The sequence below is a fragment of the Borrelia turicatae 91E135 genome, from assembly GCF_000012085.2.
Taxonomy (GTDB): domain Bacteria; phylum Spirochaetota; class Spirochaetia; order Borreliales; family Borreliaceae; genus Borrelia; species Borrelia turicatae.
Map to the genome: position 1 here is coordinate 99,705 of NC_008710.1, position 15,832 is coordinate 115,536.

A 15,832-nucleotide genomic window follows, 5' to 3' on the forward strand; every position below is an offset into this window, starting at 1 on the left:
AATTGAAAATAAAAATTTTATGTCAAATAACATTAACGTTATCAGCATTGATGTTATTTTCAAATGAAAAATTTGAAAATAATTTAAAAATATTTTCAAATGTAGAAAAAGAAATTACAGGTAAAAAATCAAATTATCAATACAGTAAAGAAAAGCCCAGGATTAACAAATCCAATAAAATAAACTATCCACACAAAAAAGAAGACTATCATCATAACATTATAAAAAAAAAAGATACAAATCTACAAATTGATAAAACTAATAAAAAGCAAGACGTACAAAAACCCATAAACAATATCGTAAAAATAAGAAAATCTAACAAAATATATTATCCTCAAGACAAAAACAACATACAAACATCCAAATCAAAGAAAAATATATGGTATAACATCAAAGTTTATTCAACTCATACGAAAGATAGATTTAAAAAAATAAAAGCACTAAATAAAATAAATACACAAATAGAAAATAATTTTGCTTTAATTGGTCCAATCTTAGAAGATTATTTAGGAGAAATAACAAAAGCATTACACGTCATAGGGTATAGTGAACTGGAATATATCAAAGTCGAGCAAAACTAAAGTTTGCTCGACAAAAATTTTAAAATATCATTCAGTTCATCATCTAAATTTAAAAAACTTAACTTATATTCATCTTCTGATAAGCCTATTAATTCATGATTACTGTAATGTATCCAAGTGTTTAACTCATCTTCACTTGAATATTTATTAACATAATAATCGGGCTTATAATCCACATATCCACGCTCCTTATAATCATAAACAGCAATTTTAACATTTTGACTATCTATTCCTCTCTTTAGAACTTCTTCTCGCAAATGAATAATTGTACGGCCAGTATCAAAAATATCATCAACAAATAAAACATTATCCCCTGCTCTTAAATATTTTGGATCATAAGTCCATCCATCTATCATTATTTTTTTTTGCTTATTTGAAATATCATATGATCTTGCAACAACAGCAGCATAAAGAAGAGGTTTTTCTAGCTTAATAAATTTAAAGAATTCACTAATAATATTACCAAGATAAGCCCCTCCTCTTAAAGAAACATACATAATATCAGGAATAAATCCATTTTTATAAATTTTATAAGCAAGCTTAAGACCATTTATTCTTATCTCTTCATAAGAAACAAATTTTTTCATTAATATAACACCCCAAAACGCATAAAAATTAAGATTTATCTAAAATTTGACCATTTTTATTAAAATCAATATATTTGCTACTCTTGCAAGCGATCAACATTACAAAACAATTCATATTACTCATATATAATTAAAAACAAAACTCATTAATATAAACAATACATCTTTTCCTAAAACATTTAAACATAAATTCTTAGTTAGAATCACTTCCATTTAAAACACTAACCTCATCACATAGATTTTGTCTTATTAAAATTGAGAAATTTTTAATAAGACAAAATTAACAACTCTAAGCTCTAAATAGGCTTAAAGATATCCATTCTTTAAGCCTAAACTAAAAATAAAGTGTATTACTAAAAAGAGACTTTAAAAGTTTGACCATCTCTTAAAACAGTATAAGTATTCTTCCCATGTTCAACAGCATCATAAAAATCCCTTAAGCTTTTAATACTTTTTGAATTAACAACCATAATGATATCTCCTGTTGAAATTTTAGGATTTGTACCTAAAGTTGGATCAACACTATCTACCACAACTCCATTAGTCCAATTTCTTAAACCAAGTTGAGTTCTAACCTCCTTAGTTAAAGGATAAACAGTAAAACCTGGCATCAATTTTAGCTCTGAGATATATTCCTTTTCATTACTGATTTTGGGCTTAACATCAAGTTCTATTTCAACATTCTTTTTCTCTTTTCCTCTTAAAATTTCAACTTTAATCTTCTCTTTTGCATAAAAATCATTAATATACTGCTTAACATCGTAGAAAAAATTCATTGAAACATCATTGATCTTGCTAATTACATCACCTGCTTTAAGCCCTGCTCTAAAAGCAGATGTACCATCATAAACACCCGCAATAATTGCTAATGATTCAAAATTATCCTCATAACCTAAGCTTTTAAGAAGTTCTGGGTCCTTACTTCTTAAACGATGCAAATCAACTCCCATCCAAGCCGATTCACTCTTCTTACCACTCATCAAAACATCGAAAATACTTTTAGCGTTATTAATAGGAACAGCAAAACCAAGTCCAAGATTACCCCCAGAAGGAGAAGCCGATATCCAAGTATTGATCCCAATAACTTCTCCCTTAATATTTACAAGGGGTCCCCCAGAATTACCACGATTAATAGCTGCATCTGTTTGAATAAATGAATTTCGTGCTTTCAAATTAGGATTAACTGAACGATGAAGACCACTTATAATACCTGCTGTAACTGAAAAACTAAAGTTATGGGGACTCCCAACAGCTATAACCCAATCCCCTATCTCAAGCATATCACTATCACCAAGCTCAGCTATTTCAATAGCTGCATCATTAGCCTCAAAACTAACAAGTGCAATATCTTTTTTATCATCCTTACCTACTAGTTTTGCTTTATAAGTTTTATTGTCATAAGTTCCAACTTCAAATTCAATCGCATTATCTACAACATGACTATTTGTAAGAGCATAAAATAAATTTGTTTTCTTAGAATCTCTTCCAATAATTACTCCAGAACCACCCCATTGCGCCTTTTTTTCAAGGTTCAAACCTGGAATATCAAAAAAGAAGAATAAATGGAAAAGATCACGTGTTTTAACTATTCCAGTAGCATAAATTTCCACAGTGGATGGTAAAATCTTTTTAGATACCTTTCTAAAAGAATCCTGAAGAGACTCGCCAGCATCACCTTTCTCCTGTGCAAAAACAATAGTATTTTTATCAGATCCTAAATAATGTATTCCAACAAAAAATCCAATAGTTAAAGCTAAAAAGCTTGCTAAAAATACGGAAATAAAATTTTTCTTCATTTTATACACCTCCATAATATAAAACCAAATCTTTTAAATAACACTTAATTAATATCTATCAAATCTTACTCAAAATCAAAGGCAAACCATCAACAACAGCAACAGTATGTTCAAAATGAGCAGAACAACTAAAATCAGATGCAAACACTGTCCAATCATCATTCTTAACAGAAACTTTATGTCCCCCTAAATTTACCATCGGTTCAATTGCTAAAACCATACCTTCCTGAATTCTAACATTTTTAAAAAAAGGCTCATAATAATTTGGAACACTTGGTTCTTCATGCAAAGCAAAACCAACACCATGTCCTGTATAATCCCTAACAATTCCAAAACCAAATGGTTTAATATAATTTTCTATAGCTTTTGAGATATCTAAAACTCGATTACCAGCCTTCATTTCATCAATTCCTCTATAAAGAGCAGCCTCTGTAACTTCTAATAATTTATTGACCCTAGGGCTTACTTTACCCACCTTAAAAGTCTTAGCCATATCACTATAAAACCCATCTAAAATAACTCCACAATCAATACTAATAACATCGCCATCTTTAAGTTCTCTTGTTCCAGGAATTCCATGAATAACTTCTTCATTTATAGAAGCACAAATAGTTCCCTTAAATCCAGCATATCCCTTAAAAGCAGATTTAGCCCCATTCTTAGTAATAAAATCACTAGCAATCAAATCAAGCGTCTTGGTGTTAATTCCAGGAACAATATTTTTCTCAATTTCTAAAAAAGTCTGGGCCAAAAGTCTTGCAGATGCCCTAATTTTCTCAATCTCTGCTCTAGATTTTAATCTTAATTTCAAATAATTAATTCCTCTCTTTAAGTATTTCTATCATATTCATATAAAGTTTACCTTCATTAGTTTCATAAAAAAAATTAGAAGTTAAAATAGCTTCTCGTCCCTTTTCAAATTCACCTAAATAAAGATAATTAATTCCACGCTTTAAATACACTTTTGCCACATCTTCACGTTCTCTTAAAGTAATTTTACTCTTATCATCAAGAGTGAAAGGCAAAAGAGAAACTGTCTTACTAAAATATTCTTCAGATTCTTTATAATTTTTTTGATACAATTTTAAAACCCCAAGATTATAATAAAAACCATATAAATATTTGCCCACCTGATTCTCAATAATTATCTTTTCCGCAACACTTAAGTCCTTTTTAAGAAAAAAATAATAAAATTTATAGAAATAATACCAATCTTGAACTTCATCAACAGAATCATAAATCTTAAAAAATAAATCTAAATCTTTTAGATCAGAATAAAGAAGCAAATTCCAAGCCAAAAGCTGAGCAATATCAGTACTATAATTTGATCTATAAAATAAACGCCATAAAAAAGACTTTTTAGCCTCATACTTTAAATTTGCATAATTCAACACAAAGTAAAGTTTAAAAAATAAAGGACTATCTCTATACTTTTTTGCAATCTCATTTGCATTAAAATAATCATTGGCTTCAAAATAAATATTAGCCAAATAATAATTCACCATTTCATTTTCTTTAAAATTTTCATTAGCCTTATTTAAATAAGCAATAGCACGCTTTAAATCATTCTCCTTCTTAGCAATAAATGCCAGACCAAGATATACCATCATACTATAATCAGGAAAATCGGTATAAAGTTTTAAATATTCAATCTTAGCATTGTTAATATCACCCTTCTTCAAATAGGCGTCTGCTAGCAAAAACATCAAACTTGGTTCATTACTATTATTAAGCTTAAGATTTGCAATAGTAAAATCCAAATTATCAAGACCGTAAGAAATATAGGCAAGCTCTTTGGAAAAATCCTTATCTTCCTTTATTTTCAAAAGTATTCTCTTAGCAGAATCTAAATCCTTTTTCTCTATATACAAAAGCATTGCATCAATTAAAAATGCATTATTCTGAAGATTTAAACCTATAGTCTCAAAAGCAAGAGCATCTCTTTCACGTTCCATTTTGATTAAAAAGCTTTTAATATCTTTTACATCATAGCTTAAAATTAAACTTTTAATAAAAGCCTCATCATACAAATGCTTATATTCCTTATATCCTAAAAGATACTGCTTTGCAATATCATAAGCCTCTAAAACAGCTCCTACCTTAAGTTTTGAATATACTTCAAGCGCCCTAAGCTTTAAATTTCCCGGCAAACTTTTAACACTTAAGTCCAAAATGTCCCTCATCAATAAATAATGTTTAATTTTAACAGAATAAAGCTTTGCCCTTTTAATAAGAGAAAGCCACTTGTATTCAGTATCAGCATAATAAGAATAAAATCTTATTGCATTCTCAGCACTCTCTAAATTTTCATTTAAAAGATAACCATCAACTTCTACAAGAATCTCATTAAAATCTAGTTCGCCCTTTAACATATATAAAACGTATGGATTCAAGCTCAAATAAACAAAAATTGATATAAAAAGGACTAAAAATAAAATAAAAAATAATAACACTTTATTTGCTTTCAAATGAGCTCTCCATATTTTTCAATAAAGCATCAAGTATCCCATTAACAAATTTATAAGAATTTTTACTACCATACTTCTTGGCAATTAAAATAGCCTCATCTATTATGACTCTCTTGGGAACATCTAAATTTTGAAACTTAAGTGAATATACACTCATTCTCAATATGGCAAGATCAACCTTATCCATACGGTCTAAACGCCAATTAAGAGAAATATCACTAATCAATTTGTCAATAAATTCTAAATTATCATAAGTACCATTAACCAAAACAGAATAAAATAATTTTAAATTTTCTTCTAACTCCAATCCATGATCTTCAAGATTAAAAATATCATAAATATTATCTTTTGCCTTACAATTAATATCAATACTGTAAATTTTTTGAAAAGCTAATACTCTAGCCTTGTGTCTCAAGTCCATAACCAAATATTATAATATCTTATTTTTATTTTAGACTAGAATCCAAAATTTGTATACTAGCAGACTTATTTAGTTTATCATAAATCTCTTGTTGTACTCTAGCAACAATTTGCTGCTGATGAATATTAACCATATTATTTTTTATGGCATCCTTTACAGTCATATCAACATTAGGAGATATCTTATCTTGAAGACCTAAAAATCTCTGAGAATACATTTCAGTAACTTTAACTATATGAAAACCCTCTTTTGATGATATTGGCTGAGAAATGTCTCCCTTCTTAAGCATAAATACTTCTTTAACAAAATCTAATCCAAGAACATTTTGTGCATTCTGATCACCCCTTGCCAAGAATCCAAGATCACCATTCTTAACCTTAGAACCCTCATCATTTGAATATTTTCTTACAGCTTCCTCAAAAGTAATCTTTTTCGATTTTATCTGATTTACAATATCCTTTGCATTTGCAAGAACCTCTGATCTCTTTTTATCTTTTGAAGAAAAGAAAACATGACTAATCCTTGCTATATCAGGATTAACAAACTTAGTTTTATTAGCCTCATAATATTCAACTACTTCTTTTTCTCCTGGGATTTTTATTTCTGAAAATTTAGGCTGAGCCATCTTTAGAATTAACTTTTGTGCAGAAAGAGACCTCTTCATTGAAGATAAAAGCTCATTCCAATTTGTACCCTGACTTTCTACCATTTGTTTAATTTGCTCATCTGTAAGATTTAAAAGTCCAAACTGAGTTCTAATTGTTTGCATAACTTCCGCATCTTCAACCTTAATCCCTTGCTTTAAAGCCTCTTGACCAAAAAGGACATCGGCTATTAAAATCTGCAAAACTTGCTTCCTCTCAGCATTACTTAAATCTCTACCTTGCGTCTTTTTCAATGTATTTACTTTAGAATCAAATTCTGTCTTAGTAATAATTTCGTTACTATGCAAATTAATAATTACAACAGGAGTATTTTGAGCAAAAGAAGTTATTCCTACAACAAAAAATAACAGAAAACACAAAACATTACCCATAAAAATCACCTTTATATCAATCATTGAACTAAATCACTGCATAAGATTTTAACAAAACATTAAATTTAAATCTAGTTTAAAATAAGAATATCATTCATCTATATAAAAAAGCCGCTATACCCTGTCCACCTCCAATACAAAGAGAGGCAATTCCTTTTGATTTATTATTTATTTTAATAAGACGTGCAAGAGTTAACAAAATCCTAGAGCCACTCACTGAAAACGGATGTCCTAAGGCAATAGCCCCTCCATTAACATTGATAATACTATCTCTCACATCATATTTTTGACGTAAAGCTTTCAAAACACTTAAAGATTGTGCTGCAAAAGCTTCATTTGTTTCAATAAAATCAATTTCACTTGGAGTTAAGTTAAATTTCTCTATAATCTCTTTAATAGCAAGAAAAGCTCCAAATCCCATATGAAGAGGGTTTAAACCTACACTTTTAAAACCACCAACATAAGCTAAAGGTTGTAATCCCATTTTGCAAACAAAATCCTCACTTGCCAATATTAAAAAACAAGCTCCATCATCTAAACTAGAAGAATTACCGGCAGTAACAGTACCTCCCTCCTTAAAGACAGGTTTTAAAGACGACAGTTTTTCTAAACTTAAACTATCACGTATCTCCTCATCACTACATATAACACTTTTAAGTTTTGTCTTTTTATCAAAAACTGATAAAGGATATATTTCATCATTAAAATATCCACTATCTCTTGCTGCTGTTGCCTTCATATGAGAATTATATGCAAACTGATCTTGCATTTCTCTTGTAATTTCATACATTTCAGCCAAATTTTCCGCTGTAAGTCCCATCACAGTACTACTTGGGGTATCAACTAAAGCATCTTTATATATTGAATCCTCTATTTTAAAGTCGCCAAATTTTAAACCATCAAATCTAACACCTCTTGGCAAAAGATAAGGCGCATTACTCAAATCTTCTACACCACCAGCTAAAATAATTTCACTATTACCAAGAGCTATAGAATTAAACGCAAGTTCTAAAGACTTAAGTCCCGAGCCACAAACTTTATTTACAGTAAAAGCAGGAATAATTTCACCTAAACCAGCCTTCAAAGCAATTTGTCTGGCAATATTTTGACCAAGCCCTGCAGAAATTACATTTCCAACAATAACCTCATCCACTTTATCAATATTATTTCTCGCAAGCAAAGCCTTAACAATATCTGAGGACACATCAACAATATTCATTCCCTTTAAGACACCCCCAAATTTAGTAATCGGAGATCTAAGTCCGTCAATGATTGCTATTTTTCTCATACAAAACCCCACACAAAAAAACTAATCTTCAACTATATAATAACAAAACACAATTTGAAAAAACAGAATATAAAAGATATTATAAATGATTTGATAAAAATTATCATCAATATCAATTATTAAATACAAAAAAACACAATGATATATTCGAACAAAAATGTTATATTAATTATGCATGTATTTAGCAAAACTTAACCTCAAAATGATAATTATAATGTTGGCAATTAATTCTTATGCTTATAACCATTTAATCAAATATCAAAATGATAGGGTTGATAAATACCATTTTAACAATCTAAATGACGGCCTTGGATTTGCACTTTGTGATTTTTTTGATGATCTCAGAAGCGGTTCTTTGATATTTATTCATGAATCAAAATATAATTTCATGATAAATGCAGAAGCACACATGTTAACTTTTAGAGGGAACAAAGACTCTCCTGAGCAATTAAGAACAAGAGTTGATCTTTTAGAAATTGGATTTATGTATTATTTTCCATTCTCAATAAAAACAAAAACACAATACTTTGGAAATATTGATATTGGTATTGGTATTAAAAATCTAATCTATGGAAACTGGGGTGGAGCTTTAATACAACAAGCAGTGCATTTTACCCTAAGACAATTAAGACCAATTCCTAAAAATTATGAAAATTACAATTACAGAGGTTTCTTAAGTACAGCAATCAATTATTCTTACATGAAGTTTTTTAATCTTGAAAATTATATAGACTTATCTTATTTTGCAGACTATTTTTTCAAAACAAGCATTGCAATGGACTTTAAAAATGAGTCTATAGGGATTGAAACTAAACTTTTTTATCAAACTCAAAGTAAAATAAATAGCATAGAAACATATTCAAAAACACAAGAAGCAGAAACTGGCATTGGAATTCAATACAGACTTCATTCTAAAAACTTTTTTACAATAAATAACCTTAATTTAAACAATTTTTCAACTAAGGAAAAATTTTTCAGCGTAGGAGGATTTGGCATAATCTTTACTGAAGAATACGACAATACATTGGAAGATAACTTATATCTCCTCAACCAAAATTTTTCTTTTGGATTTGACATTATGATCCCATTCCAAACTAGAAATTTAATATATTACATAATAATACCCTCATTAAAATATTATTTTGCCATTGCAACAAATTATGATATTAATTTAGCTGAATTCAATAGCCGTACAAATAGATTTTCATCCGGATTGATGTATGAATTATTCACAAAAAATCGATTTATACTATACATATGTTCTGGAATATTCGTATCTTACAATAAAGATAAAAAAGATATAAAAGCAATTTACAGACCATTAAAAATAAAAGATACACTGCAAGCAGGACTTGAAATTGAACCTGGCATATTAATAGAAACACTTAAATACAATAAAGTAAAATATAATGCAAAAATATTTACAAAAATTAATTATCACCCAATTGTTTATAACACAACAAATTATAATTTAGAAACACATAAATTAAATTTTAATTATCTTGGTATTGGTATAACAATAAACATCTAAATACATCAACTTAGTCAAGTTATATGAATGCAACAAATAATATCCTGTCCAAAATCAAAGATGATAAAAACTCAAACCCTCATAAATATCAACAAATAACATTAATAATCATTTTCATGTTCTTTATTCACAAATTTAACAACATGTGGTAAAAACAATATATCAGCTCTTCCTGTAGGCCCATTTCTATGTTTAGCAACAATAATTTTAGTATCGATAGCACTAATCACTCTCTCATCATCAGAGCCACTTTTTAAGTCCTTATCTCTATGAAGTAAAATAACAATATCTGCATCCTGCTCTAATGCACCTGATTCTCTTAAACTAGCAAGACTGGGTTCACGTCCCTCAGTATCTCTTGTAAGCTGTGAAAGGGCAACAATTGGAATCTTAAGTTCTCTTGCAAGCTCTTTGAGTGCTTTACTAATTGAGGCTACCTGCTCATGACGTGGAACATTCCTAGCTTCGAGGGAAATAAGGCTAATATAATCAACAAATAGTATATCTATATCCGAAAATCTTTTAAGCTTTCTAGCCTGAGTTGCAAGCGTTAACAAACTAATATTAGCAGTATCTTCAATATAAAATTCAGAATTACTAATATCATTCACAACATCATTGATTGCCTTAATTTCATGACCTGACAAAATACTATTTTGAATCTTAAAACTATCAATATTAGCTTGGGCTGCTATTATTCTTTTAATCAAAGCATCAGAAGTCATTTCAAGAGAAAAAAAACCTACTTTCCTCTTTTTATCATTTCTCAATGCAATACTTGATGCAATATTAAGTGCAAAGGCGGTTTTACCAACACTAGGACGAGCACCAATAATAATAAAATCACTCTCTCTAAAACCTCCAATAAGACTATCAACCTTCTTAAAACCACTTGGAATACCAAAATTAACTTCTCGTTTTTTCATGCTTCTCTCATATATCTCAGCATGAACTCTCTCAGCAATAATTTTTGCATGATTAAGATTTTTACTAGAACAATCTAATTCAATTGAAAGAATATGCCTTTGTGCTTCTTCCACAAATTGCTCAACTTTTTTTGTAGAATCATTAGCTAGATCATTCAGTTCCCTAGAAATTTTAGAAATATCTCTTCTAATGCGATGTTCTTTAACAATTTTCGCATAAACATTTATAGTCTTATCAGTTGGAAGATACCCTGAGAGAAAACTCAAATAATCCTGCAATCCTGTTAAAGCTTTAAAATTACTTAAAAGCTGTGATTTAGGTGTTAAAGAAGATACTTCCTCAAATACAGTTATTGGATCAATATTTTCTCTTTTTTCATAAAGAGAAATCATCGCTTTAAAAATCATCTCATGATTTTGACTATAAAAATCATCCGGTTTTAGATATAATAATGCCTCTTCCACCTTTCCTGGATTATAAAATATACTCGAAATAACTGCCTTTTCTGCGCCTTCGTTAAAAAGAAGTGTAGAGGCTGTACTTACTGAAGTAAAAGCCACAAACTATACCTCTTCTTTAAACTTCCTTTTCAACACTCTTAGACTTTTTAAGAGAATGTTTTTTCTCTTCCCTTTTTATCTCAACTTTAATTACAGAATTAATTCCCTCATAAAGCTTAATAGTTACATCATAAATTCCAAAAGTTTTTAATGTACCATGATGTATATCTATTTTTCTTCTCTCAATTTCAAACCCAAGCTTTAAAAGCTCATCGGCAATATTTAAGCTATTAATACTATGAAACAATTTTCCACTATCATTAGACTGCATTACGAATTCTAAATTGATCTTATCAAGTTTTTCTTTAAGCTCAAGAGCTGCTTTTTTTCTTGTTTCTTGTCTCTTAAGTATTGATCTCCTTTTTTGATTGAAAATATCAATATTATGCTTATCCGAAAAAACAGCAAAACCTTTTGGTAATAAATAATTTCTAGCAAAACCATCCTTTACATCAACAATATCACCTTCTTTTCCAAGATTAATAAAATCTTCTTTCAAAATTACTCTCATCATCTCTCCTTAATATTTCTTCACAAAAGGAAGTAAAGCCATATATCTAGCTTTTTTAACCTCTAGTGCAAGACGCCTCTGATGCTTAGCAGAAGTGCCTGTAATTCTCCTAGGTAATATTTTCCCTTGCTCTGTAACAAACTTCTTAAGGAAATCAAATTCTTTATAATCAGGAACTCTGTCCATATCACAAAATCTGCATGTCTTTTTCTTAAAAAATCTAAAATTAGGGTTTTTTTTAAAACCATCTTGATGTCCATCAGTCCTTGAATCTCTCTGATGGGAATCTATATCTTTATACATAAATTCAAACTCCTAAAAAGGTATATCTTCATTAAAACCGTCATCAAAACCAATATCCGTAAACGAATCTGGCTTCTTATAACTTTCAAAACCAACATCATTAGCACCTTTAGTAGTAATAAGTGAGCCAAACATTTGAATATCATCTACTAAAACACTGCATCTGTTCTTCTTATCTCCAGTGTTTTTATCTTGCCAACTCTCATACCTTAAAGAACCACTAATCACAACTTGTTTTCCTTTCTTAAGAAAAGAAGCAAGACTCTCAGCCCTCTTGCCAAAGAGAGTACAATCAAAAAATTGAGCATAATCCATCCATTCGTCATTTTTTTTTACCCTTCTGTTATTAGCTAAACCAAATTTAAGAATAGCCATACCTGCCTCAGTATAAGTAAGCTCAGAATCTCTAGTAAGCCTACCAGATAATACTAAGGAATTAATATCGGCCATCTACAACCTCCTCAATCTACTTTTACATCAACATTAGAATTAAACTCTGATGATTCTTTTTCTTTAATATCTCTATTATCCTTGAACTCTCTAAAATTTCTTCTCTTAACTTTTTTAACACTAACCTTTTTGTTAATCTTAACCAAGATCATATGCCTTAACAAATTTTTAATAAGTTTTAATTGAATTTCAAGCTCTTTCAAATTCTCACTATCCATCTTAAATTCTATTATTTCATATCTACCACGCAACTGCTTCCTAATAGGATATTCTAATGCCCTCTCTCCAAGAGAATTTTCAGCAAAATCACTAGCATTAAAAACTGTTAACTGTTTTTTTACCTCTTCTAAAGCGGCTTTATATTCAAGTTCTTCACTCTTAAACAAAAAACAAGCTTCATACTTTTTTATCATTATAACTCCTCATGGTCTTAATCGTACCATAAACCTTTTAAATTTATGGCAAAGGTTATCTCAATACTATAACAGATTATTTAAGTAGTATATAAAAATACTCATTTTTTTTCAATATTGAGAAAAAATCTTTTCAAAATACTCCTCACAGAACAATTAAAATCCTACCACACTATCTTTAAACCATTCTATTAAAAGGTACCTTCTATATACCATAAACAACCCAGCTAAAAATATTAAGTTCTTAAAAAGTCTCTTTAAAACAAAGTAAAAAAACAACTTATATAACACAAATTCATAATTTTAAGTAACCTTCTAACCTAAATAAATTCTAATTATCCTCATCATCCTTATTAAGTTTGTAAACTTTTCCTGTCGAACCTTGTCTTTCAAGCTTATCATCTTCTTTCATTTCAATATATGCTTTAATACCATGTTTCACATTATCAGATGCAACAATAGCACTGGCCTTAAAAAGTCTTTCAGGAGAATAATTTTTAATCGCTTGTTTTATATAATAAACATTTGTTCCATAATCAATTTTAATTGTATTATCAATTGTAACAATATTTAAAGCACCTGTTTTTTTAAGAAAATCTTCTGATATAAGCTCAGGACTGAAAACTACAAACATTAAGTTTGTTGAAATAACATTAAACTCTTGAATATTGTCAAGACCTCCAAGACCTTGAGCTATAAGATGTGCAATTCCCATTCCTTCAACTTCCCCTTCACTACCAGCAAAAAATGGCTCATCAACACCAAAAATCTGAAAATCAAAATAATTATAAACCCATTTAAAAGTAAAATAATACAAAGCAAAAAATGCAAATCCTAATGGTAATAAATAAAGCCAATTTGTCTTGGCATGTCCCTGTAACACCCCAAACATTAGAAAATCAAAAAATCCAGCAGAAAAAGTAACACCAACTGCAATATCAAGTACATTAGCAATCAACAACGCAAACCCGGTATAAATGGCATGTATAAAATAAAGCAAAGGTGCAGTAAAAACAAATAAAAATTCTAAAGGCTCCGTAATTCCAGTCAAAAAAGCTGCAAAAGCACCTGAAAATAGCAAAGGCACGATCTTACTCTTATCATCATGAATGATTCCTCTATAAACCCCCAATGCTGCCCCAGGAAGTCCAAACATAATAGAGAGATAAAACCCACTATTGAACCTGGAAATACTTGGGGAAAACCTAACAAGATATGGATCTGCTAATTGAGCATAAAATATATTCTGAATACCACCAACAACTTGACCATCAATAACTTCTGTTCCTCCCAACGAAGTAAAATTAAAAGGAAATGTAAGAATGGAATGAAGCCCCAAAGGAATGAGAAGTCTATTTAAAAACCCATAAAGGAAACTATTAAGATAGTTAAATTTAGCAATAAAAAATCCAAAAGAAGTAATTAATTCATTAAAATACGGCCAAATTAAAACAAATATTATCCCCAATAAAATACAAAAAGGAAAAACTACTATGGGAACAAAACGAAAACCAGAAAAAAAGTTTAAAGGTCCAGGCAACTCGATACAATAAAACTTATTGTGCAAATATCCAACTAATAGTCCAACTGATAAAGACCCCAAAATACCTGTATTTAAAGTTTGAATTCCCAAAATATTTACTTGACCAACAGAAGACATTAAATTAGGATCAACAAGTCTTGCAAACACATCAAGAAAATAATTTTCAGTAATATTAAAAATCAAATATCCAACAAGACCTGAAAGTGCAGCAGGACCCTTTTGAGCTCTAGCGACCCCAACAGTAATCCCTATAACAAAAAGCAATGGAATATTCAAAATAATAATATTACTGGTACTCTTAATAAGTCCCAAAACAAGTTTAACAACAAAGTTATCAACGTAAAACAAATTAGAAGGATTTAACAGTGCAGATCCAATTCCAAGCATTAAACAAAAAATTGTCACAACAGAAATTGGTAATCTTACTGCACTAGAAAACTTTTGCAAATTAGCAAATCTAAAAACTTTTAAAAAATTTATCACTCTAGACCTCTCCATTCAAAAACTTAAGACAATATGCATTATATAGCTTTTTTACAAAAAGAGAGGTACTAATAGAAAAATTTAAGAAGAAAATTATGCAATAACATCAATTTATCCTTCGGTTTCATACTAAACTATTCTTGATCACTTGATTTATGTATTTTTTTGAACTAATATACCTAAAATAAATAAGAACAAATGCATGTTCTAAAAATAAAAAGCATACAGAGAAGAGTAAATTTATGTTTGAAAAAAATAAAAAATACACATCATATAATGAGCCAATACCTAAAAATGAATTGTTTAGCTCAATATCTCACTTATTTGGCATTATTTTATCAATAATAGGAACAACGATCCTCATTACTCTATCAACTCATTCAAAAAAGTATCTCCATGCAGTATTATTTCTTATCTATGGCTCATCAATGACATTATTATATACGATGAGTACTCTTTATCACATTTTTACAAAAGGAAGCAAAATAAAACAACTCTTTAGAAAATTTGATCATATTTCAATATTTATATTGATAGCAGGAACATACACTCCACCATGTCTAATTCTCATGCCAAATGCTTATGGAAAAATAATCCTCATAACCGTTTGGGGATTTGCTATTCTTGGAATTATTTTTAAATCAATATACGTAAACAGTCCTGGATGGCTCAACGGATGCATATTTATACTTATGGGATGGAGCATCATATTCGGAATCAGACTCATTTATAACATTCTCCCTATACAAGGATTCTTATGGCTAGCACTTGGGGGTATTCTCTACACACTAGGAGGAATAATTTACTCAGCAAGCAAAAAACTTAATCCAATAGCAAATATGAGAATGCATGACTTTTTTCATATTTTAATCCTATTTGCATCTTTTGCTCATTTTTGGTTCATGTTCAAATATGTACTCCCTTATTGATTAAA

General features: G+C 29.4%; 16 protein-coding genes. 3 read left to right on the top strand and 13 right to left on the bottom strand.

What is annotated here, in order from left to right; genetic code table 11:
- Positions 1 to 2 precede the first annotated feature (2 nt).
- On the top strand, positions 3 to 581 hold the full coding sequence (locus BT0_RS00500) for a hypothetical protein (protein ID WP_011772062.1): 579 nt from the start codon (positions 3 to 5) through the stop codon (positions 579 to 581).
- Here the strand turns inward: BT0_RS00500 and BT0_RS00505 are convergent.
- From BT0_RS00505 to BT0_RS00535, 7 genes are all read right to left on the bottom strand, one after another.
- A complete protein-coding gene (locus tag BT0_RS00505; RefSeq protein WP_011772063.1) occupies positions 578 to 1,168 on the bottom strand; it encodes a phosphoribosyltransferase in 591 nt (196 codons plus the stop codon). The genes BT0_RS00500 and BT0_RS00505 overlap by 4 nt on opposite strands.
- 353 nt (positions 1,169 to 1,521) lie before the next feature.
- Positions 1,522 to 2,964 carry a trypsin-like peptidase domain-containing protein gene (locus tag BT0_RS00510; protein WP_041178408.1) on the bottom strand — a complete coding sequence of 481 codons (1,443 nt, stop codon included), beginning with the start codon at positions 2,962 to 2,964 and terminating at the stop codon, positions 1,522 to 1,524.
- A gap of 58 nt (positions 2,965 to 3,022) precedes the next feature.
- Positions 3,023 to 3,775, bottom strand: coding sequence for a type I methionyl aminopeptidase (gene map / locus BT0_RS00515; protein WP_011772065.1), 753 nt, complete (start codon positions 3,773 to 3,775; stop codon positions 3,023 to 3,025).
- Positions 3,776 to 3,779: 4 nt separating this feature from the next.
- The gene (locus BT0_RS00520; RefSeq protein ID WP_011772066.1) at positions 3,780 to 5,432 is read right to left on the bottom strand and encodes a tetratricopeptide repeat protein; all 1,653 of its coding nucleotides are present in this window, start codon (positions 5,430 to 5,432) and stop codon (positions 3,780 to 3,782) included.
- Positions 5,419 to 5,853 (bottom strand): transcription antitermination factor NusB, encoded by a 435-nt coding sequence (gene nusB, locus BT0_RS00525; RefSeq protein ID WP_041178409.1) that lies wholly within the window; start codon positions 5,851 to 5,853, stop codon positions 5,419 to 5,421. Before nusB ends, BT0_RS00520 begins: the two co-directional genes overlap by 14 nt.
- 25 nt (positions 5,854 to 5,878) lie before the next feature.
- The gene (locus BT0_RS00530) at positions 5,879 to 6,913 is read right to left on the bottom strand and encodes a peptidylprolyl isomerase (protein ID WP_011772068.1); all 1,035 of its coding nucleotides are present in this window, start codon (positions 6,911 to 6,913) and stop codon (positions 5,879 to 5,881) included.
- A 70-nt stretch (positions 6,914 to 6,983) separates the two neighbouring features.
- The gene (locus BT0_RS00535) at positions 6,984 to 8,177 is read right to left on the bottom strand and encodes a thiolase family protein (protein WP_041178411.1); all 1,194 of its coding nucleotides are present in this window, start codon (positions 8,175 to 8,177) and stop codon (positions 6,984 to 6,986) included.
- Between the two features lie 175 nt (positions 8,178 to 8,352).
- Between BT0_RS00535 and BT0_RS00540 the strand changes: the two genes are divergently transcribed.
- Entirely contained in the window at positions 8,353 to 9,708 is a 1,356-nt protein-coding gene (locus BT0_RS00540; RefSeq protein WP_011772070.1) for a hypothetical protein, read from the top strand.
- Positions 9,709 to 9,809: 101 nt separating this feature from the next.
- Here the strand turns inward: BT0_RS00540 and dnaB are convergent, their stop codons facing one another.
- The 6 genes from dnaB to BT0_RS00570 form a co-directional block, all read right to left on the bottom strand.
- The gene (gene dnaB, locus BT0_RS00545) at positions 9,810 to 11,195 is read right to left on the bottom strand and encodes a replicative DNA helicase (protein WP_011772071.1); all 1,386 of its coding nucleotides are present in this window, start codon (positions 11,193 to 11,195) and stop codon (positions 9,810 to 9,812) included.
- 16 nt (positions 11,196 to 11,211) lie between these two features.
- Positions 11,212 to 11,706, bottom strand: coding sequence for a 50S ribosomal protein L9 (gene rplI / locus BT0_RS00550; protein ID WP_041178412.1), 495 nt, complete (start codon positions 11,704 to 11,706; stop codon positions 11,212 to 11,214).
- A 9-nt stretch (positions 11,707 to 11,715) separates the two neighbouring features.
- Positions 11,716 to 12,009 carry a 30S ribosomal protein S18 gene (rpsR, locus tag BT0_RS00555; RefSeq protein WP_011772073.1) on the bottom strand — a complete coding sequence of 98 codons (294 nt, stop codon included), beginning with the start codon at positions 12,007 to 12,009 and terminating at the stop codon, positions 11,716 to 11,718.
- 12 nt (positions 12,010 to 12,021) lie between these two features.
- Positions 12,022 to 12,459: a single-stranded DNA-binding protein gene (locus BT0_RS00560; protein WP_011772074.1), complete on the bottom strand. Its 438-nt coding sequence runs from the start codon at positions 12,457 to 12,459 to the stop codon at positions 12,022 to 12,024.
- 11 nt (positions 12,460 to 12,470) lie between these two features.
- The gene (rpsF, locus tag BT0_RS00565; protein ID WP_011772075.1) at positions 12,471 to 12,872 is read right to left on the bottom strand and encodes a 30S ribosomal protein S6; all 402 of its coding nucleotides are present in this window, start codon (positions 12,870 to 12,872) and stop codon (positions 12,471 to 12,473) included.
- Between the two features lie 331 nt (positions 12,873 to 13,203).
- On the bottom strand, positions 13,204 to 14,898 hold the full coding sequence (locus tag BT0_RS00570; RefSeq protein ID WP_041178413.1) for a PTS transporter subunit EIIC: 1,695 nt from the start codon (positions 14,896 to 14,898) through the stop codon (positions 13,204 to 13,206).
- Between the two features lie 242 nt (positions 14,899 to 15,140).
- Between BT0_RS00570 and trhA the strand changes: the two genes are divergently transcribed.
- On the top strand, positions 15,141 to 15,827 hold the full coding sequence (trhA, locus tag BT0_RS00575; protein ID WP_011772077.1) for a PAQR family membrane homeostasis protein TrhA: 687 nt from the start codon (positions 15,141 to 15,143) through the stop codon (positions 15,825 to 15,827).
- The last annotated feature ends 5 nt before the right edge of the window (positions 15,828 to 15,832 follow it).